Origin of the sequence: Micromonospora sp. WMMD1155 (assembly GCF_029581275.1) — a bacterium.
Lineage (GTDB): Bacteria > Actinomycetota > Actinomycetes > Mycobacteriales > Micromonosporaceae > Micromonospora.
On sequence record NZ_CP120742.1, the window covers coordinates 2,716,463 to 2,735,265 of the forward strand.

14 protein-coding genes and 1 pseudogene are annotated in these 18,803 nt (G+C 71.8%); 8 read left to right on the forward strand and 7 right to left on the reverse strand.

What is annotated here, in order from left to right; all coding sequences use genetic code 11:
• Positions 1-388 precede the first annotated feature (388 nt).
• From O7617_RS12245 to O7617_RS12265, 5 genes are all read left to right on the forward strand, one after another.
• Positions 389-3,418, forward strand: a complete 3,030-nt coding sequence (locus tag O7617_RS12245) for an AfsR/SARP family transcriptional regulator (protein ID WP_282263580.1) — start codon at positions 389-391, stop codon at positions 3,416-3,418.
• Between the two features lie 261 nt (positions 3,419-3,679).
• Positions 3,680-4,171, forward strand: coding sequence for a cyclic pyranopterin monophosphate synthase MoaC (gene moaC / locus O7617_RS12250; RefSeq protein WP_282263581.1), 492 nt, complete (start codon positions 3,680-3,682; stop codon positions 4,169-4,171).
• Positions 4,168-4,638: a MogA/MoaB family molybdenum cofactor biosynthesis protein gene (locus O7617_RS12255; protein ID WP_282263582.1), complete on the forward strand. Its 471-nt coding sequence runs from the start codon at positions 4,168-4,170 to the stop codon at positions 4,636-4,638. The genes moaC and O7617_RS12255 overlap by 4 nt, the downstream gene beginning before the upstream one ends.
• A gap of 108 nt (positions 4,639-4,746) precedes the next feature.
• On the forward strand, positions 4,747-6,006 hold the full coding sequence (locus O7617_RS12260) for a molybdopterin molybdotransferase MoeA (protein ID WP_282263583.1): 1,260 nt from the start codon (positions 4,747-4,749) through the stop codon (positions 6,004-6,006).
• The gene (locus O7617_RS12265) at positions 6,003-6,431 is read left to right on the forward strand and encodes a molybdenum cofactor biosynthesis protein MoaE (RefSeq protein WP_282263585.1); all 429 of its coding nucleotides are present in this window, start codon (positions 6,003-6,005) and stop codon (positions 6,429-6,431) included. The genes O7617_RS12260 and O7617_RS12265 overlap by 4 nt, the downstream gene beginning before the upstream one ends.
• A gap of 6 nt (positions 6,432-6,437) precedes the next feature.
• Here the strand turns inward: O7617_RS12265 and O7617_RS12270 are convergent, their stop codons facing one another.
• Both O7617_RS12270 and O7617_RS12275 read right to left on the reverse strand, forming a co-directional pair.
• Positions 6,438-7,883, reverse strand: a complete 1,446-nt coding sequence (locus tag O7617_RS12270; RefSeq protein ID WP_282263586.1) for a glycosyltransferase 87 family protein — start codon at positions 7,881-7,883, stop codon at positions 6,438-6,440.
• A 215-nt stretch (positions 7,884-8,098) separates the two neighbouring features.
• Complete coding sequence (locus tag O7617_RS12275) at positions 8,099-8,644, reverse strand: DoxX family protein (RefSeq protein ID WP_282263587.1); 546 nt, start codon at positions 8,642-8,644, stop codon at positions 8,099-8,101.
• Between the two features lie 133 nt (positions 8,645-8,777).
• Here O7617_RS12275 and O7617_RS12280 point away from each other — a divergent pair, with 133 nt between their 5' ends.
• Complete coding sequence (locus tag O7617_RS12280; RefSeq protein ID WP_282264712.1) at positions 8,778-9,326, forward strand: N-acetyltransferase; 549 nt, start codon at positions 8,778-8,780, stop codon at positions 9,324-9,326.
• Positions 9,327-9,351: 25 nt separating this feature from the next.
• Here O7617_RS12280 and O7617_RS12285 read toward each other — a convergent pair whose 3' ends face one another.
• The 3 genes and pseudogenes from O7617_RS12285 to O7617_RS12295 form a co-directional block, all read right to left on the reverse strand.
• On the reverse strand, positions 9,352-10,593 hold the full coding sequence (locus O7617_RS12285) for an ATP-binding protein (RefSeq protein WP_282263589.1): 1,242 nt from the start codon (positions 10,591-10,593) through the stop codon (positions 9,352-9,354).
• A gap of 137 nt (positions 10,594-10,730) precedes the next feature.
• On the reverse strand, positions 10,731-11,189 hold the full coding sequence (locus tag O7617_RS33455; protein WP_348774194.1) for a hypothetical protein: 459 nt from the start codon (positions 11,187-11,189) through the stop codon (positions 10,731-10,733).
• A 408-nt stretch (positions 11,190-11,597) separates the two neighbouring features.
• A pseudogene (locus O7617_RS12295) lies at positions 11,598-12,065 on the reverse strand (flagellar basal body protein FliL); the annotation flags it as partial.
• Between the two features lie 402 nt (positions 12,066-12,467).
• Here O7617_RS12295 and O7617_RS12300 point away from each other — a divergent pair.
• Positions 12,468-13,472, forward strand: a complete 1,005-nt coding sequence (locus tag O7617_RS12300) for an EamA family transporter (protein WP_282263593.1) — start codon at positions 12,468-12,470, stop codon at positions 13,470-13,472.
• Between the two features lie 10 nt (positions 13,473-13,482).
• Positions 13,483-14,124 (forward strand): prepilin peptidase, encoded by a 642-nt coding sequence (locus O7617_RS12305; RefSeq protein ID WP_282263594.1) that lies wholly within the window; start codon positions 13,483-13,485, stop codon positions 14,122-14,124.
• A 155-nt stretch (positions 14,125-14,279) separates the two neighbouring features.
• Here O7617_RS12305 and O7617_RS12310 read toward each other — a convergent pair whose 3' ends face one another.
• Together O7617_RS12310 and O7617_RS12315 are read right to left on the reverse strand one after the other, a co-directional pair.
• Positions 14,280-17,486, reverse strand: coding sequence for a UvrD-helicase domain-containing protein (locus O7617_RS12310; protein ID WP_282263596.1), 3,207 nt, complete (start codon positions 17,484-17,486; stop codon positions 14,280-14,282).
• Positions 17,487-17,547: 61 nt separating this feature from the next.
• Entirely contained in the window at positions 17,548-18,795 is a 1,248-nt protein-coding gene (locus tag O7617_RS12315) for a metallophosphoesterase (RefSeq protein ID WP_282263597.1), read from the reverse strand.
• Between the last annotated feature and the right edge of the window lie 8 nt (positions 18,796-18,803).

Sequence of the window (18,803 nt, forward strand, 5' to 3'; positions counted from 1 at the left end):
CCGTTATTCGCTGAGTCTGACTCCTCCCGGTAGTCACCTCATCCGGAGTTTGGCCAAGGCGCAAGGGCGGCACGGGCAGAGTTGGCGCTCCCCGAGTGTCTGGGCGGGCCGGGGAAAGGTGTGAGCCTTCGACTGGATCGGGCGGACGGTAGGTGGAATTTGCATCTCGGCCGGCGGCGATGCAACTTGCCGCCGGCAGGGTGCGGCTGCGGATAGGCATTCGAACGAAGCTCCTCACCGTAATCTCGGGATCACCGGCGGCCACCCGCTCCACCCCGTGAGCGACAAGTCACCGGAGCCGGGCCGTAGACTTCGTTGCGTGATCGACTGAATACCTCGTGGCTGAACAAGGGGTCCGGTGGAGATTCGGGTTCTGGGCGGTCTTTCGGTGCAACTGTCTACCCGCATGCTGCGCCTCGGTACGCCCAAACAGCAGGCCATCTTCGCGATGCTCGCCTTGCAGCCCGGCCGACTGGTGCCAATGGACGACCTCGTCGACGAGTTATGGGTTGATAGCCCACCGCGATCAGCCGTAGCTAATGTGCGGACCTATGCGGCCAATCTGCGCCGGACTTTCGAGGCTTTCCCGGGCGGTCAGGTGGTCGTCGCACGCCAGCGCAACGGCTATCGACTCGATGCGCGTCCGGAACTGATTGACATCTTCTGCTTCGAGTTCGAGCGGTGCGCGGGTAGGGAAGCGCTGGCGGCGGGTCACCTGGATCGTGCCAGGGACCTGCTGAGCCGGGCCCTGGCGCACTGGCAGGGTCCGATGCTCGCCGGTATCCCCCTCGGACCCGTCCTCACCGCCCGAACCGTGGCCGCCGAAGAGGAGCGGCTGTCGGCCATGGAGCTCCTGGCCGACGTCCAATTGCGATCAGGCCGGGACGACCTGGCGATTCCGCTGCTACGTGACGTGGTGGCTCGCCACCCTCTCCGTGAGCCGGCCTACCTCCTTCTCGTGCGTGCGCTGTTCGAGCGGGGATCCACCGCGGAGGCGCTGGCCGCGTACGACGAGATCCGGACAAGGCTCCGCACGGAGTTGGGGGTCGGTCCGGGAAGCAACCTCCACGATTTGCGCCGCTCCATCGTCGCGGCGGCGTCGCGCCCGAGCCCCGCCTCAAGGGGCGGCGGGATCGGCCCGGGGCGGTCGGGCGCTGCTGATGCCGATCCGAAAGATCACCTGCCTCGGGCGGTCACCGACTTCGTCGGTCGCGAGGACGTGGTGTCCCGACTGCTGGCGGAGACCCGGAGAGTCGAGAAGCGGGTGCCCGCCGTGCACATCATCGACGGGATGGCGGGCAGCGGTAAGACCACCCTCGCCGTGCACCTGGCTCGTCGGCTGTCCGATCGATACCCGGACGCCGCGCTGTTCATCGACCTCAGCGGGCACGGCGAGAAGCGCCAGGTGGAGCCTGGGAGCGCCCTCGTCGTTCTGCTTCGACAGCTCGGTGTTCCGGCCGAGCGTGTCCCGGTCGAGCTGGACGCGCGAGTGGAGTTGTGGCGGCAGGAACTGGCTCGCCGAAGGTCGGTGGTCGTGCTCGACAACGCCGCGAGTAGCGAGCAGGTGATGCCCCTGCTGCCGGCCGAGTCGAGCACCGTCGTGTTGGTGACCTCGCGACGACGTCTGTACCACCCGGAGGTCGGACCGTCGCGGACGCTGCCGCTCCTGAGCCCGCAGGAGAGTGTGGAGCTGCTGAGCCTCAGCATCGGCCGGGACCGGGTCGAAGCAGAGCTGGCGGCCGCCGCTGAGGTGGTTCGACGGTGCGGACACCTGCCCTTGGCGATTCGGCTGGCCGGTGCCAGGCTGGCACATCGGCGCGGCTGGCGGTTGGCGGATTTCGTCGAACAGATGGCCGGCGACCCGCTGGTGCTACACCATCTGGCGCAGGAGGAGAGCACCGTCACCGGCGCCTTCGCCGCTTCCTACGAGCCCCTCCCGGACTCGACCAAACGCGTCTTCCGGTTCCTGGGTCTGTATCCCGGTAACCGTTTCGGGCCGCCCGCAGTCGCCGCACTGACCGGACTGACCTTGGCGCAGGCCCGCGCGGCGCTGGACGACCTCGTCGACCGGAACCTGGTGGAGGACCTGGAAACCGACCGGTATCGGCTGCATGACCTCATGCGCCAGTACTCCATCGAACTCTGCTCCCACGACGACTCCCTGGACGACCGTCGACTCGGGCTGGCTCGCCTGTTCGACTTCATGCTGGGGGCGGCGCTGAGGGTCGCCGATCTGCTGGAGCCCGGCGTCATCAGAACCCAGGTCAGGCACGACCCACCCGGACGGCTCGAACTCGTCGAGGCCCTCGGGGAGCCGACGGTCGACTGGATGGAGGCCGAACGTACGGACCTGGTGACGATTGTCGTCTCGGCGTTCGAAGCGGGGTTCTACCAGCATGCGTGGCAGTCGGCCCGCGCCCTCTGGCGGTTCTGCTACATCCGCGGATATTTCGAGGACATCATCCTGACCCACCGCGCCGGGGTGAAGGCGGCGGAGGCGACCGGGGACGCCGACGCACTGGCGTTGATGAACAACTACCTGGCGTCCGCGTACGTCCGCACCGGCAACAAGCGGGGCGCGATCGACCACCTGACACGTTCGGTCGACCTGTCGCGCAACTCGCGGGACGTGTTGAACGCCGCCCGATACCGGGCGAACCTTGCCGCCGTCTACTGGTGGAGCGGTCACCTTTCCGAGTCGGTGCGACTCGGCGTCGAGTGTCTGCGTGATTACAAGACATACGGGGAGATCGGCGGATCCATCCTGTTGCCGAATCTCGGCTTGGCGCTCACGGCTCTCGGTCGCTACGAGGAGGCGTTGCGGATACATCGCCTGCACCTGTGGTGGGCCGGGACGAATTCCGACGAGTTCCACACGCTCAACGCGCTCAGCCACATCGGCGGGGTGCGGGTTCGGATGGGCGACCTCCCCCAGGCGGTCCGGATTCTGCTGGCCTCGTTGGCTCTGCGGGAGCGCACCGGTCACCGGTACGCGGAGGCCGAGGTACGCAACGACCTCGGGATCGCCTACCGAGGTCTGGGACGTCTGGCGGAGGCGCAGCAGGAACACGAGATGGCCCGGAAGCTGGCGACCGGCTCCGGCGAGCGGCACGTCGAGGCGGCCGCGTTGAACGAACTGGGACGCACCCTGCTGGCGCAGGAACGGGGAGGCGAGGCAGCCGAACTCTACGAGGAGGCGCTGCGGCTGGCGACCAGGATCGAGCACCCGTACGAGCAGGGGCGCGCCCTGGCCGGCCTCGCCGAGCACTTCGCCGGCGTGGACCCGGCGGAGGCCCGGAGGCACTGGGAACGGGCCCTGGCGATCTTTCGACGGATGGGCGTGCCGGAGCGCGTCGACGCTGAACGTCGCCTGGCCGAGTTGGCGGGTGTCGAAGCCGACGACCACACCCCGCGCTGACCTGGCTCACCTGCGCTTATCGATTTCTTATCGACCGGCCCGGTAACTTACCGGCCGTATCGGCGAACGGGGGAGGTTCTGTCAGTGGACAGAACCGGTCCGTCGACACGACCCCGCCGACAGGTCTCCCCAGCGACCGGGCGGCGGGTCGGTAAGGGAGGAGCGGCGTCGGGCCGACGCGCCGTCAGCACCCGGTGTGGCGGTCAACGCGACGCCGCTCCTTCTCCAGCGCCGTCGTACCGCACCGATAGGCTCACGAGCGTGACCGAACCCGTGCAGCTCAGCCACGTCGACCGAGCCGGCGCGGCCCGCATGGTCGACGTCTCCGCCAAGGCGGTGACGGGCCGGCTGGCCGTCGCGGCCGGCCGGCTACGGACCACGCCCGAGGTGATCGACCTGCTGCATCGCGACGGTTTGCCGAAGGGCGACGCGTTGGCGGTCGGTCGGCTGGCCGGGATCATGGGGGCCAAGCGCACGCCGGATCTGATCCCCCTGTGTCATCCGATCGCGCTGCACGGCGTCACGGTCGACCTGCTGTTGACCGCCGACACCGTGGAGATCACGGCCACCGCACGCACCGCGGACCGCACGGGGGTGGAGATGGAGGCGCTGACGGCGGTCGCCGTCGCCGGTCTCGCCCTGGTCGACATGGTCAAGGCGGTCGATCCGGCCGCCTCGGTGGAGGCGGTCCGGGTGCTGCGCAAGGAGGGCGGCAAGACCGGCGAGTGGGTGCGGCCGGAGGACCGGCCGTGATCCGGGCCCGGGTGGTCGTGGCGTCCAACCGGGCCGCGGCCGGCGTCTACGCCGACACCAGCGGTCCGTTGCTCGTCGCGGGCCTGCGGGAGTTGGGTTGCCAGGTCGACGAGCCGGTGGTGGTGCCCGACGGGGAGCCGGTCGGCGCTGCCCTGCGGGCGGCCCGCGCCGATGGTGTCGACGTGGTGCTGACCAGCGGTGGCACCGGCGTGACCCCGTCGGATCGGACGCCGGACGTGACCCGGGGCGTGCTGGACTACGAGATCCCCGGCATCGCCGAGGCGATCCGCGCGCACAGCCGCGACCGGGTGCCCACGGCGGTGCTGTCCCGCGGCCTGGCCGGGGTGGCCGGCCGGATGCTGGTGGTCAACCTGCCTGGCTCGACCGGCGGCGCCCGGGACGGCCTGGCCGTGCTCGGGCCGATCCTCGGGCACACTGTCGACCAGCTACGTGGCGGCGACCACTGACTCAGCGGGGTCACCGGCGCGGCGAGGAGCACCCGGATCGGCGGCGGCACCGCAGCCGGTCCACGGCAGGCCCGGACGGGTGTCGGTGCGTGCCGATAGGCTCGGTCGGTGAGCACGGAAACCGCACCTACCGCGGATCGGGTCGCCGCGCCCCCGCCGGCCGGCTGGGAGGAAGCGCGGTCGCGGGTCTACGCGGTCGGTCTGGCCGCCGCACTGCCCGCCGTCGCCCGATCACTAGCCGACATCGACGGCTTCACCCTGGCCGAGCCGTTGACCACCCGCACCGACCTTCCGGCCTTCCCGACTTCCAGCGTGGACGGCTGGGCGGTGCGCGGCACCGGCCCCTGGCGGGTCGTCGGCCGCGTGCTGGCGGGCAGCAGCCCGGCGCCGCTCACCGAGGACGGCACGACAGTCGAGATCGCAACCGGTGCCATGGTGCCCGAGGGCGCAACCGCCGTGCTGCGCGTCGAGGAGTCAGCCGCATCCAGCACCGGCCTGATCAGCGGCACGCCCCGGCAGACGCCCGAGTGGCGGCGGCCCGGCGAGGAGGCGTACGCCGATGAGGAGCTGTTGCCGGTCGGCACGCCCGTCGACCCGGCGGTGATCGGCCTGGCGGCCTCCTGTGGGCACGACACGTTGCTGGTCCGGCGGGCACCGCGCGCCGCTCTGCTGGTCTTCGGCGACGAGCTGTTGACCGCGGGGCCGCCCGCGGCCGGTCGTGTTCGCGACGCGTTGGGTCCGGCGGTGCCCGCGTGGCTTCGGCGCTACGGCTGTCAGGTCCGCCCGTCGGACGTGGTGGGTCCGGTCGCCGACACGCTGCCCGCGCACGTGGCGGCCCTGCGCTCGGCGTTGGCCGGCGCCGACCTGGTGTGCACCACCGGGGGCACGATGAACGGCCCGGTCGACCACCTGCACCCGACCCTGGAGGCGCTGGGCGCCGACTACGTGGTCAACACCGTCGCGGTCCGACCGGGCTTCCCGATGCTGCTGGCCCGGTTGGCCGACCCCGACGGGCGGATCCGGTTCGTGGCCGGGCTGCCGGGCAACCCGCAGTCCGCGATCGTCGCGCTGGTGTCGCTCGTCGCACCGCTACTCGCCGGCCTCCAGGGCCGCTCGATGCCCGTGCTGCCGCAGGCCACGCTGGCCGAGGCGGTGTCCGGTCGGGGTGACCACACACACCTGGCGCTGGTTCGACTGGACCGGGCCGCCGGCACCGCCTACCCGGTGCGACACGTCGGCTCGGCGATGCTGCGTGGCCTGGCCGGCGCGGACGGTTTCGCCGTCATCAGACCCGGCACCAGGGGCGAGCCGGGTGACCGGGTGCCGATCGTGCCGCTGCCGTTGCTACCCGGGGAGCGTGCGTCATGACCGCACCGACGATCACCTACGGTGAAGTCACCGACCAGCCGCTCGACCTCGCCGCCCACGAGGCGGCGGTCGCCGACCGGCGGGCCGGCGCGGTGGTGTCCTTCCAGGGCGTGGTCCGCGACCACGACCACGGGCGTCAGGTCACCAGCCTGGAGTACGAGGGGCACCCGAGCGCCGCCCAGGTGCTGCGCGAGGTGGCGGCCGAGATCGCCGCGGAACCCGACGTCTACGCGGTGGCCGTCTCGCACCGGGTCGGCCCGCTGGCGATCGGCGACGTGGCGTTGGTCGCCGCGGTGAGCACCGCACACCGGGCGGCGGCCTTCGCGGCCTGCGCCCGGCTGGTCGACGAGGTCAAGGCGCGCCTGCCGATCTGGAAACGGCAGGTCTTCACCGATGGCACCGAGGAGTGGGTCAACTGCCCCTGACCGGGCTCACCGGCGGCTGCTGAGCACCGCCGCCCGGGCGAGCCGGTCGCCGTAGAACGCGGGCTCGGCACCGGGCCGCCAGGGCAGCGTGGCGACCAGCACGATCAGCGCGACCGCGAGTGAGTTCTCCATCAGGGCCCCGAACAGACCGTCCTGGTAGTGCGACATCTCCGGCAGTTGGTGCTCGTACGGCCAGATCGGGGAGATCAGGAAGAGCAGGTAGAGCCCGATCGCGGCGACGCCGTGGCGAAGCCCGGTCAGGGTGGGATACCAGATCGGCGGGCGAAGGCCGTTGACCCCCGGCAGCCCGCCGAACCCGGGCCCCTGGCCGGTGCGCTGGGGCATCGTGCGGCTCGCCTCCCGGCGACGCACTGCGGCATCGGCCAGCACGATGATCGCCGGGATCACCCAGACCAAATGGTGCGTCCAGGAGATCGGGCTGATCACGTTCGCGGTCAGACCGACGAGCGTGAACGCGGTCAGCTCATCACCGTCGGCGCGGGAACTGGCCGCCCGGGACAGGCCCAGCGCCAGGATCAGCACCGAGAAGGCGAACCAGAGCAGCCCGGGGGTCTCGATCGAGTCGTACAGCCGGGCGAGCAGACCGGCGAGGGACTGGTTGGGCGTCATGTCCGCCGCGCCGACCCGCTCGGTCTGCCAGAGCACGCTGCCGAAGTACGTCCGTGACTCGTCGCCGACGATCGCGAAGCTCGCCACCGTCACGCCGATCGTGGTGCCGATGGCGGTGGCCGCCACCCGCCACTGGCGGGTGATGAGCAGGTAGGCGATGAACAGTGCGGGGGTGAGCTTGACCGCGGTGGCCAGGCCGATGCCGGCACCGGCCCACGCTCCGCCGTAGACGAAACGCAGCAGAGGGCCGTCGCTCGCGGCGTAGTGGGTGCCTCGGCGGGAGCGCCAGCGGAGGCCGATCAGATCCGCCATGATCAGGGCGAACAGCAGGATGTTGACCTGGCCGTAGCCGAGGGTTTCCCGAGCCGGTTCGATGGCGACCGCGAGCGGCACCGCCAGGGCCACGGTGAACCACAGTGGCCACGCCAACCGGTCCACGATGGGGCGCAGCAACCCGGCCAGGACCAGCGCCAACGCGGCGATGCTGGCGGCGGCGTTGACCAAGCCGGCCATGCCGATCGGGAGCTGCGCCATCGGCAACATGGCCAGGCCGGCGAACGGTGGATAGGTGAAGCCCAGCGTGGTCCCGGGCGCGATGAACTCATAGAGCTCGTGACCGCTCGCCCACCACACCACGGCGCCGTGGTAGATCTTCATATCGAAGAAGTTGTACGGACGCCCGAAGGTGCCGATGGCGAGCCATGCGGCGTAGGCGACGGCGGCCACGATGGCGCCCCGTACGACGTTCCTGCGATCGATCCCACGCGTCATGCGTTGGATTGGGGCGAGGCGGTCCGCCCGTCTACCGACAGCCGTCGGCATGGCGTGGCCACCCCCGTACCAAGGTCGTCCTATCCGTCCAGGTCCTGCACGGAGCCTAGAACGGCGCCTCACGTCAGTGCCTCCCGCGTTATGCGACCGTGTCCGATCCCACACATGTTTTTGACATTTCCACCGCGTTAACGCCTACCGGGTGGTTCAGGTAATTCGCGGCCTTAGCGGGGGGTGGGGGTGGCTCGGAGACGGATCGATGCAGTTCAGCCGGGGAGTCGACGTGCGGTGGAGGCGGATCGGACGGCGATCCGAGCCTCGCGCCGGGCGGTACGGACGGCGCGCTGCACGGAACGTCGAGAGTGGCCGATGCGATGACCGGTCCGCCACCGCAGACCGGGCTTGCCGCCGGTGTCGGCGGCGGCCAGCAGCAGACCACCGAGGAGGCCCAGGTTCTTCATGGCGTGGATCTGGTTGTTGTTCCGAGCCGTCGGATCGTCGTTCTTCCAGAAGGGATGCCCGGCGACCGTCACCGGCACCAGCGTACCGGCGAGGACCAGCGCGGCGGGTCGACTGAGCCGACCGGTGGCCAGCATCAACCCGGCGCTGAACTGCACCGCGGCGTTGAGTCGGATCAACGTCTCGGTCTCGGTGGGGAAGCTCGGGTGTGCCTTCTTCAGAAGCGGCGCGACCTTCTCGGTCACCGGCTGGGCGGCCACCACGAGTCGGCCCGGGTCACGGAAGTTGCGGTAACCCTGGACCACGAAGATGCCGCTCAGCATGGCTCGGGCGAGAGAGCGTACGGGCGTCATGGATCAGTCATACCCCGTCGCGGCGTTTGCTACCCGGGCAACGGCCGGATCGGATCGGTGCCTGTGCACGTGCGCCACGCCGATTCGAGCGACAGTCACGGATGGACCGGCTGTGGCGAGTAACGTCGCGCGGGTGACCACGCTGCGGCTACGCCCCGAGGATCCGGCCGACGCCGGCTCGGTTCGCCGCGTGCTGGCCGCCGCCTTCGCCCGTCCGGACGTGGCGACGCCGCCGGAGGTGGGCCTGGTCGACGAGTTGCGGGGCACCGCCGCCTGGCTGCCGGAGTTGGCCATGGTCGCCGAGTACGGCGGTGAGGTGGTCGGCTACGCGCTGCTCACCCGGGTACGTGTGCGGCCGGAGCGGGGCTCGGACGTGCCGGTCCTGGCACTCGGCCCGGTGGCGGTCGCACCGCACCGGCAGCGCGTCGGGCACGGCACGGCCGTCGTGCAGGCCGCGCTGGATGCCTCCACCGAGCTGGGCGAGCGGCTGGTCGTGGTCCTCGGTGACCCGGCGTTCTACCGCCGGTTCGGGTTCGGCCCGGCGACCGAGCTGGGCCTGACCGGCCCGTGGGCTGGCCTGGGGGAGCCCTGGCAGGCGTTGGTGCTGCCCCCGTCCACCAGCGAGGAAGGCCCTCCGCCTCGCGGTGAAGTGCTCTTTCCGGCGCCCTGGTCCAAGGTCTGACCCGCCTCGGCGCGTTCGACGACGGTCAGGCCGGTTGGGTGCGCAGGTACCGGCCGAAGTGCGGCACAGTGAAGGCGACGGTGCCGCGCTCACCGGAGTAGATCAGCCCCTTCTTGATCAGCGCGTCGCGGGCCGGGGACAGGCTGGCGGGCTTGCGACCGAGAGCCCGGGCGATCTCGGCGGTGGGCACCGCGGCGTCCATGTCGTCGCGGACCACCGCTGAGGAGTCCCCCTCGACCGCGGACATGGTGGCCATCGCCCGCATGTACTCGCGTTCGGCGGGGGTGGCCCGTTCGAATCGGGAGCCGAAGAACCCGACCGCCAGCTCCGCTTCCGCCTCCGGCGCGGCGACCCGTACGTCGGCGGCGGTGATCGGCGAGCGCGGCGCGTGATCCCAGGTCGCCTTGCCGTACGCCTGCACGAAGTAGGGATAGCCTCCGGACTTCTCGTAGAGCAGGTCGAGTGCCTTCTGCTCGTACTCGACCTCCTCGCGCTCGGCCGGCGCGCAGAGCGCCTGGTCGGCGGCGATCCGGTCGAGCCGGTCGATGCGTTGGTAGCGGAACAACCGTTCGGAGTACGACTTGGCGGCGCTGAGCACCGCCGGCAGGTGCGGCAGCCCGGCGCCGACCACGATCAGGGGCGCGCCGAGTTGGGACAGCTCGTGGCAGGCGGCGCAGAGCGCCGACACGTCCTCCGGGCCGAGATCCTGCATCTCGTCGATGAAGATGGCGATGCCGGTGCCCACGTCACTGGCCACCGCGGCGGCGTCGCTGAGCAGCTCGACGAGGTCGATCTCGATGTCGCCGGAGTCGGCTCGGCCGCTGGCCGCCGGCACGTCGATGCCGGGCTGCCACCGGTCGCGCAGTTTCGGGGCGGCGCCGCCACGGCCGGATGGGGCGGAGCGCTGGGCGAACGCCTTGAGGACGCCGAGGAACGTGTCGATCCGGTCGGGCGCGCGGTGTCGGGGTGCCAGCTCCCGGACCGCCATGTGCAGGGCGGCGGCGACCGGGCGACGTAACGACTGGTCCGGTCGTGCCTCGATCTTGCCGCTGCCCCAGAGGTGGTTGATCGCCTGGGAACGGAGGGTGTTGAGCAGGACCGTCTTGCCGACGCCCCGCAGCCCGGTGAGCATCAGGCTGCGTTCGGGGCGGCCTCGCGCGATGCGTTCCAGCACGATGTCGAAGACGTCCAGCTCGCGCCCCCGCCCGGCGAGCTCGGGCGGACGCTGACCGGCGCCCGGCGCGTACGGATTGCGGACCGGATCCACGCATTGGAGAGTATCGGGCCCTCTAGCTGCGGGGCTAGACATGGATAGATGGGGCTACCGGCGTGTCGAGGCCGTCGAGACAAAACTAGGGCTGTCTAGCTTGGACGCTAGACAGCCCTAGTTTTGCCAAGCGGCGGCTAGCGTTCCTTCAGGCAGAGGACGTAGTCGAACAGATCGATCGAGTTGTCGTGCACGTAGTTCGCCGTCGCCTGCGGCGCGAGCGTCTCGCACCGGTCCCCATCGGTGGTAGCCGGAATCCGCAGCAGCACCTGGTAGGTGTTCGGGCCGCACGGCACCTTGCGCAGCTCCGCGTCTTCTTCGGTGCCCTCGTTGACCACACAGTCGCCCCGGGCGAACTCCTCGTCCGGGTCCGGCAGGTCCGGCAGGTCCGGCGTCGGTACGGCGCTGGGCACGACCGGCGGACGGACCGGCATGCTCACCGACGGCCTGGGCTCGACGTCGTTGCCGGCGTCCGCGACTCTCCAGATCGCCCAACCGGCCAGGCCGAGGCATGGGCAGAGCAGGAGCAGCACCACCAGCCCGATGATGAGAGCGACCTTGCGTCCGTTGTTCTTCGCCGGCGGGACGGGTGGCACACCGAAGCCGCCGGGAGGCGGTGGACCCCACGGCGCGGGCGGCTGACCCGGCACCGGCCCGGCCGGCGGAAACGGCCCGGGCGGCGGATGACCCGGGCCGGAGGCGGGCGGGTATCCCGCACCGGAGGTCGGCGGGTAACCCGGCCCCGAGGCGGGCGGCTGACCCGGGCCCGAGGTCGGAGGGGGTGCCCACATCGGCGCGGTGGGCGGCTCCGGATCGCTCGGCGGTGGCCCCCACTGCTGCCGCGTCGGGTCGTCCGCCGGCGGTGGCGGACCCCACTGGGGCAGTGTCGGATTGACCGGTGGTGAGCCGTCGGACCCGGTGGGAGGGCGCTGCTGAGGGTCGTCCGGCTGGCCGGAGCCCGGCGGTCCGTAGGTCGTCATGTCATATCCCCGGGGTGGGTGGTCTCAGCGTTGTTTGAGGCAGAGGACGAAGTCGAGAGTGTCCAGCTCGCTGTCGAAGAAGTACCAGTTGGTGTAACCCTCGACCTTGCTGCACTTGGCCTCGGCGTCGCGTTCGCCGCTGGTCGCGCCGTCGATCCGGCTCAGCACCTCGTAGGTCTTCGCGGCACAACCGCTGATCAGCAGCTTGGGCTTGCCACCCGCGGCACCGTCGTTGCGGACACACTGGCCGACCTTGGCGAACCGGGGGTCGGCCGACGACTCCGGTGCCGCGCCGCTCGGCGTGGGCTCGGCCCCGTCCACATCCGCGTCCGCGCTCGGCTCACCGGCGACCGGCGAATCGCTCGGCGCGGCCGACGGCACCGGGTCGTCCTGCCCGCGCAGCAGCCAGAACGCGCCACCGGCGGCCACCACCAGCAGTACGACGGCCAGCACCGCGATCAGCGGCCCCCGACCCCGTCGGCTCGGTGCCGGAGCAGGATCACCGCCGTACGGGTGCTCGTCGGGGCGGTACTGCTGCCCGCCGTACGCCGGGTCGGCCCCGTACGTGCCGTAGGGCGACTGCTCGCGCCCGTAGGGCCCCTCGGAACCGCCTCCGTAGGGCGCGGGGCCCTGCCCTCCGTACGGCGCGGGGCCCGGGTCGTCGTACGGCCCGGGTCGCCCCTGGGGTGCGCGCGGGTACGACGGGACCGCCGGAGGGTAGGGCTGCTGCACCGGCCGTCCGGGCGTCTCGTCGGGTCGCTGCCCACGCCACGGTCCCGGGTCGCCGCCGCCCGGTGGTCCGTAGTTCGTCATGCCGCCCTCCTGCACGAGTGGTGAGAGGCCGGCCACCAATACGCGACGCCGACTCCGACGTCACCGTAGCGTGGTCCACTGATGAGCTCACCTCCACCGAGCGCCGCAGCCCTCGCGGCCCGCCGCGCAGGCGCCACCCCGACACTGATCTGGACCGCGTTGATCGTGGTCTACCTGCTGTGGGGTTCCACCTATCTGGCCATCCGGATCACGGTGGAGACGCTGCCGCCGCTGCTGTCGGCCGCCCTGCGGTTCGCCGTGGCCGGTCTGATCCTGGCGGTGGTGCTGCGGCTGCGCCGAGGTCCCGGCGCGCTGCGGGTGGACCGGCGGCAACTCGGGTCCGCCGCGCTGATCGGCGTACTCCTGCTCGCCGGTGGTAACGGTCTGGTGGTACTCGCCGAGTCCGGACCTCCCGGGGTGGCGGTGCCCTCCGGTGTCGCCGCGCTGCTGGTGGCGACGGTTCCGCTGCTGGTGGTGCTGTTGCGCTCGGCCACCGGCGACCGGCCCCCGCTCTGGACGTTCGCCGGGGTCACAGTGGGCTTCGCCGGTCTGGTCCTGCTGGTGCTGCCCGCCGGCAGTTCGGCGGCGGTGCCGCTGGTGGGCGCGTTGACCGTGGTGGCGGCATCCGTCTCCTGGTCGGTCGGGTCGTTCCTGTCCGGGCGAGTCCGGATGCCCACCGACCCGTTCGTCGCGACGGTGTACGAGATGGTGGCCGGAGCACTGGCGCTCGCCGTCGTCTCCGCCGGTCGGGGCGAGCTGAGTGACTTCCACCCGGCGCAGGTCAGCACCCGCTCCTGGTTGGCACTGGGCTACCTCATGGTGGCCGGCTCACTGGTGGCCTTCACCGCGTACGTCTGGCTGCTGCACAACGCGCCCATCTCGTTGGTGTCGACGTACGCCTACGTCAACCCCGCTGTCGCGGTGGCGCTCGGCGCGTTGTTGGTCGCCGAGCCGATCACCCCGCAGGTGCTGCTCGGCGGCGCGGTCATCGTCGCCGGTGTCGCGCTGGTGGTGAGCACCGAACGGCCCCGCCGGGTGAGCGCGGATTCGCGATCGGGGACCTCGCCGATGAGCGAGCGCCGCTAACGTCCGGCCCATGTCGGCCGCTGCTGTGCTCGGGGTGGCGTGGCTCGGCGGGCTGGTCGGTCTCGTCGTACCCCCGCTGGCCCGGCGCTTCACCGACCCGCCGGCCCGGCCGCAGCCTCGACGCGGCGAAGGGGGCCGGGTCTGGCTGCCGGTGTCGGCGGCCGTGTTCGGCGGGCTTGCCGTCACTCGTGGTGACGATCCTGCGTTGCCGGTCTTTCTCCTGGTGGCGGCCGTCGGGCTGGTGCTGGCCCGGGTGGACCTGGCCTGTCTGCGCCTGCCCGACCCGTTGGTCCGCACCGCCGGGCTGGTGGCCCTCACCGGGCTGACCGGCGCGGCGCTGCTGGCCGACGAGTCGGCCCGACTGGTCGGCGCGCTGGCCGGCGCGACGGTCGCCGGAGTGGCGCACGTCCTGCTGGCCCTGCTCCCCGGCTCACGACTGGGGTTCGGAGACGTGAAACTCGCCGCGGTCCTGGGCCTGCCGCTCGGCTGGCTGGGCCGGGATGCCCTGCTCGTCGGGCTGGTCTTGCCACACCTGCTACACGGCGGGCTGGTGGTCGGCCTGCTCGTCGCGCGGCGGGTCCGCCGGGACACCCTGCTGCCGCTCGGACCGGCCCTGCTCGCGGGCGCCTGGCTCGCTGCCCTACTCGGCTGACCAGCCTGTTGCCTTCACTCTACGTAGCAGCCGTCCGTCGGCCCACTTCAGCGAGCGATATACCTGTGAGTCATTCTTATGACTCACAGGTATATCGCCTGCGCGTAATAGTGCGGCGAGGGCCCGTGCCGGCCGGCGGCACGACTCTCGGACCGTCAGATCAACCGGAGCTGGCGATCCTTGGGGCGGCGGGGTTCCGTCTCGCCGAACCGCTCGAACAGGCCGGGGTCGACGACGCCGAGGAACGGCGACGGAGCAGAGTCCCGCTCCACACCGTGCCGGGTACGCCGGGCGGCGTGGCTGACGTACAGCCGGTCCTGGGCGCGGGTGAGGCCGACGAAGAAGAGGCGGCGCTCCTCGGCGACCGCGTCCTCGTCGGGAGTCGAGCCGGGCCACCGCAGCGGCAGCAACCCGTCCTCGACGCCGATCAGGAAGACCACCGGGAACTCCAGGCCCTTCGCGGCGTGCAGGGTGAGCAGCGTGACCGCCTCCGCGCGTGGGTCGAGCGCGTCCACCTCCGCGCCGGTCGCGAGCTGCGACAGGAACGTCTCCAGGTCGTCCCCACAGCGTCGGGCCAGTGGGGTCAGCAGGTCCACGGCCGAGCGGACATCCTCGGGGCGCACCGCGCCGCCGCCGCCGTCCAGGGTGGGCACGGCGAACCGCTCGGCGACCACCTGCCCGGCAAGCCGCACCCGGGCGGCCAGTGGGCCGGCCAACCCGTCGGCGTGCCGCAACTCGCGGGCGATGGCCGCCACCCCGGGCCGGTCCCGCAACCGGTCGTGGGACCGCTTCTGCACCGGGATGTTGGCCCGGGTCAGGGCGTCCACGACGGGCGCGGCCTGCGCGTCGGTGCGGTACAGCACGGCGATGTCGGAGAACGACAACGTGGTGGAGCGGCCGTCGATCCGGCCCGAGTCCAGCGATCGGTGGGACAGCCCGCCGACCAGCTCGTCGACGGTACGGACCACGAAGTCGGTCTCCTCGGCGACGGACGCCGCCGGGTAACGGCCGACCAGCGGGGCCTCCGGGTCGAGCCGGGCCGGATCGAGCCGCCGACCACGGACCAGCGAGGACGGCGCGATGGCCTGCACGGCGGCGGCCAGGATCGGCGCCGACGAGCGGTAGTTGCGGTTCAGTCGGACCAACCGGGCGTCCGTGAAGTCCTCGGAGAAGCGCAGGAAGTAGCCGACGTCGGCGCCCCGGAACGAGTAGATCGCCTGGTCCGGGTCGCCGATCGCGCAGAGGTTGCCGTCCGCCGGGCTGAGCAGCCGCAGCAGCTCGTACTGGGTCGCGTCGACGTCCTGGTACTCGTCGACGAAGATCCACCGCCAGCGGTCCCGGTAGCGTTCCACCAGCCCGCGATCGGCCCGCAACAGCTCCACCGGCAGGCTCACCAGCTCGTCCAGGTCGACAAGGTCCTGCTTGCGCAGCAGCGCCGTGTAGCCGGCGCTGTCGTCACCGGCCTCCGTGCGCGCCGCCGCCCGTTCGGCGTCGTCGGCGATCCGGAAATCGCTCGGCAGGCCCACGGCTCCGGCGTTCTCCCGCAGGATGGTCAATCCCAGCGCGTGGAACGTGCCGACAGTGACGTCCTCCGCGACCGGGCCGAGCAGACCGTCGAGGCGGTGCCGAAGCTCCTCGGCGGCCCGACGGGTGAACGTGATCGCCAGACAGTGCTCCGGGAAGACGTTCAGCTCCGCGCAGAGGTACGCGATCCGGTGGGTGAGTGTCCGGGTCTTGCCGGTGCCCGGCCCGGCGACGATGAGCAGCGGACCGCCGGGTGCGGAGGCGGCCACCCGCTGCATCGCGTCCAGCCGGTCCAGCAGGCCGGTGCCGACCTCCTCCATCCCGGCGAGCATCGGCTCGAACGGCTCGTGCGGTGACGGCGGCGGCGCGATCGGTGGCGCGGGCGGCGGGGTCGGCTTTCGCTTCGACTCGGCCTTGGCCGCCGCCGGGCGCTTGGCCGTCGCGCGGGCCGTCGCGCGGGCCGTCGGCTCCGCGGGGCGTCGCTGCGCCGGCACGGGTACGTCGAACAGCGTCTCCTGTGCCGTGCCCGCGTGGGCACCCAGTTCCGCCGGGTCGAAGAGCGTGATCACCCCGTACTCGCCGTCGTAGCCCGGCACCCGGCGTACGTCGCCCCGCCGCAACCGCCCGATGCCCTCGGCGAGGAGTTCCCCGCCCGTCTGCGCGATGTCGCCGAGCGGCGTGGTGGTCAGGATCTCCAGCTCCGGGCCGAGCGTTGCGACCAGCTCGTTGAGGCGCCCCTCGACCTTCTTCGACCGGGCGCCCACCTTGTTGATCTCACCGAGGATCTCGGCCAGCGGCACCAGGTGTGTGACGTCCCGGGCGTCCGCCGGCCGGTGCCCCTCCGGACGGTCGGCCAGCTCCTCGATCCGGCTGAGCACGCCCACGGTGAGCGGCTTGCCGCACTCGGGGCACTTTCCGCCGGCCGCGCGGGTGCGCTCCGGCGGCCAGTTGACGCCGCACAGCCGGTGCCCGTCGGCGTGGTACTTGCCCTCCTCCGGGAAGAACTCGATCGTCCCGGCCAGGCCGATGCCGGTCCGCAGCGCCTCCCGGACGGCGAAGTAGGTGCGCTCGGCGGTCAGCACCGTCGCCTCCCGGCCCAGCGCGGGCGGGGAGTGCGCGTCCGAGTTGGACACCAACTGGTAGCCGTCCAGGCTGCCGACCCGCCAGTTCATCGCCGGGTCGGACGAGAGGCCGGTCTCCACGGCGAAGATGTGCTCGGCCAGGTCGGCGTAGCAGTCGGCGATCGCGTCGAAGCCCGACTTCGAACCCAGCGCGGAGAACCACGGCGTCCAGATGTGGGCCGGCACCAGGAAGCCGTCCGGGCTGGCCTCCAGGGTGATCTCCAGCAGGTCGCGGGAGTCCAGGCCGAGGATCGGCCGGCCGTCCGAGCCGAGGTTGCCGATCCGGCCGAGCGCGGTGTTGAACCGCGCCACCGCGTCCAGGTCGGGCAGGTAGATCAGGTGGTGCACCTTGCGGGTCCGGTCGTCCCGCTTGTAGATGGTGGAGATCTCCACGCTCAGCATGAACCGGACCGGGTCCGCCTCCGCGGCGCTCGCCAGGCGGGGAGGCAGCCGACGGGCGACGTCCCGTTCCGCGTCGGCATCGAGCCGGTACAACCCCGGCTCGGCGGGCCGTAGCGTCTCGCGCAGGTGGTCGTACCAGGCCGGATGCGTGAAGTCGCCGGTGCCGAGCAGACCGATGCCCTTACGCCGGGCCCACCACGCCAGATTCGGGGTGGTGAGGTCGCGGCTGCACGCGCGCGAGTATTTCGAATGGATGTGCAGGTCCGCGACGAATGGCGGTAGGCCACCGGGGGGTACGGCGCTGAACGGAGGCACGCCGCATCCTGTCACGCCCGCCACGCCGGCCGCCTGCCGCCACGCGCGGACGTGACGTCCGCTATGCCGAGCGCAACTCGACCAGACTGATCTGCGGCTCGGCCCCGACCCGGACCGGCGGCCCCCAGAAGCCGGCGCCGTTGGTCACGTAGACCTTGGTGCCGTCGACCTCGCCGAGGCCGCTGACCACCGGCTGCTCCAGCCGGACGGCCAGGTTGAACGGCACCATCTGGCCGCCGTGGGTGTGCCCGGACAGTTGCAGGTCGACCCCGTACGTGGCCGCCTCCACCGCTGCCAACGGCTGGTGGGCGAGCAGCACCACCGGGCGGCTCGGGTCGCGGTCACCGAGGGCGGCGGCGAAGTCCGGCCCGGCGGCGAGGCCGCTGCCTCCCGTCGCGTCCAGATCGTTCACACCGGCCAGGTCGAGCACGCCACCCCGGGCCTGGATCTCCTGGCGGCGGTTCTGCAACACCCGCAGGCCGAGCCGGTCGACCTCCTGGACCCACTCCTCCACCCCGGAGTAGTACTCGTGGTTGCCGGTGACGAAGAAGTTGCCGTACCGGGAGCGAAGGTCGCGCAGCGGCGCGGCGGCCGAGCCGAGTTCGGCGACCGAGCCGTCGACCAGGTCTCCGACGACCGCGACCAGGTCCGCGTCGAGTCGGTTGATCGCGGCGACGATCCGCTCGGTGTGTGCCCGGCCGCGCAGGGGGCCGAGGTGGATGTCGGAGACGGTCGCGATCCGCAGGCCGTCCATGCTGCGGGGAAGCTTGGCGAGCGGGATCTGCACCCGGTCCAGGCGCGGTGGGCCGAGGGCGGTGCGGACGCCGTACCCCACGGTGGCGGTGGCGGTGAGACCGGCGAAGATGGCCGCGCTACGGGCCAGCAGGAGCCGGCGGGCCGGGTCGTGGTCCGGTGCCGCGACGGCACCGGCGGCCGGCGGATCGGTGGGCCCGGCCGCACCGACCAGCACCGGTTCGGGCGCGGCGGCGGTCGGCTCCGCGGCGATCACCCGGCGGCGCATCACCAGCCGGGTGACGAGCATCGGCACCTCGAGCACGACCAGCACGACGAGCAGGTAGAACATCAGTGCGAGCCACAGGTAACCCGGCCAGGCGAGCCAGTAGAGCCCGGCCTGCGTCCCGGCCATGGTCGCCGGCACGAGCAGCGCCAGCACCAGGGCGGCGATCCCGCCGATCCGTCGCCGACGGCCCGGGGTGGTGGTGTCGCGAACGAGTCGCTTCCACAGGTAGAGGTGGATGAGGCCGGTGACCGTGGCCAGGACGGTCACGAACCCCAGAACCGCCAACATGCTTGCGC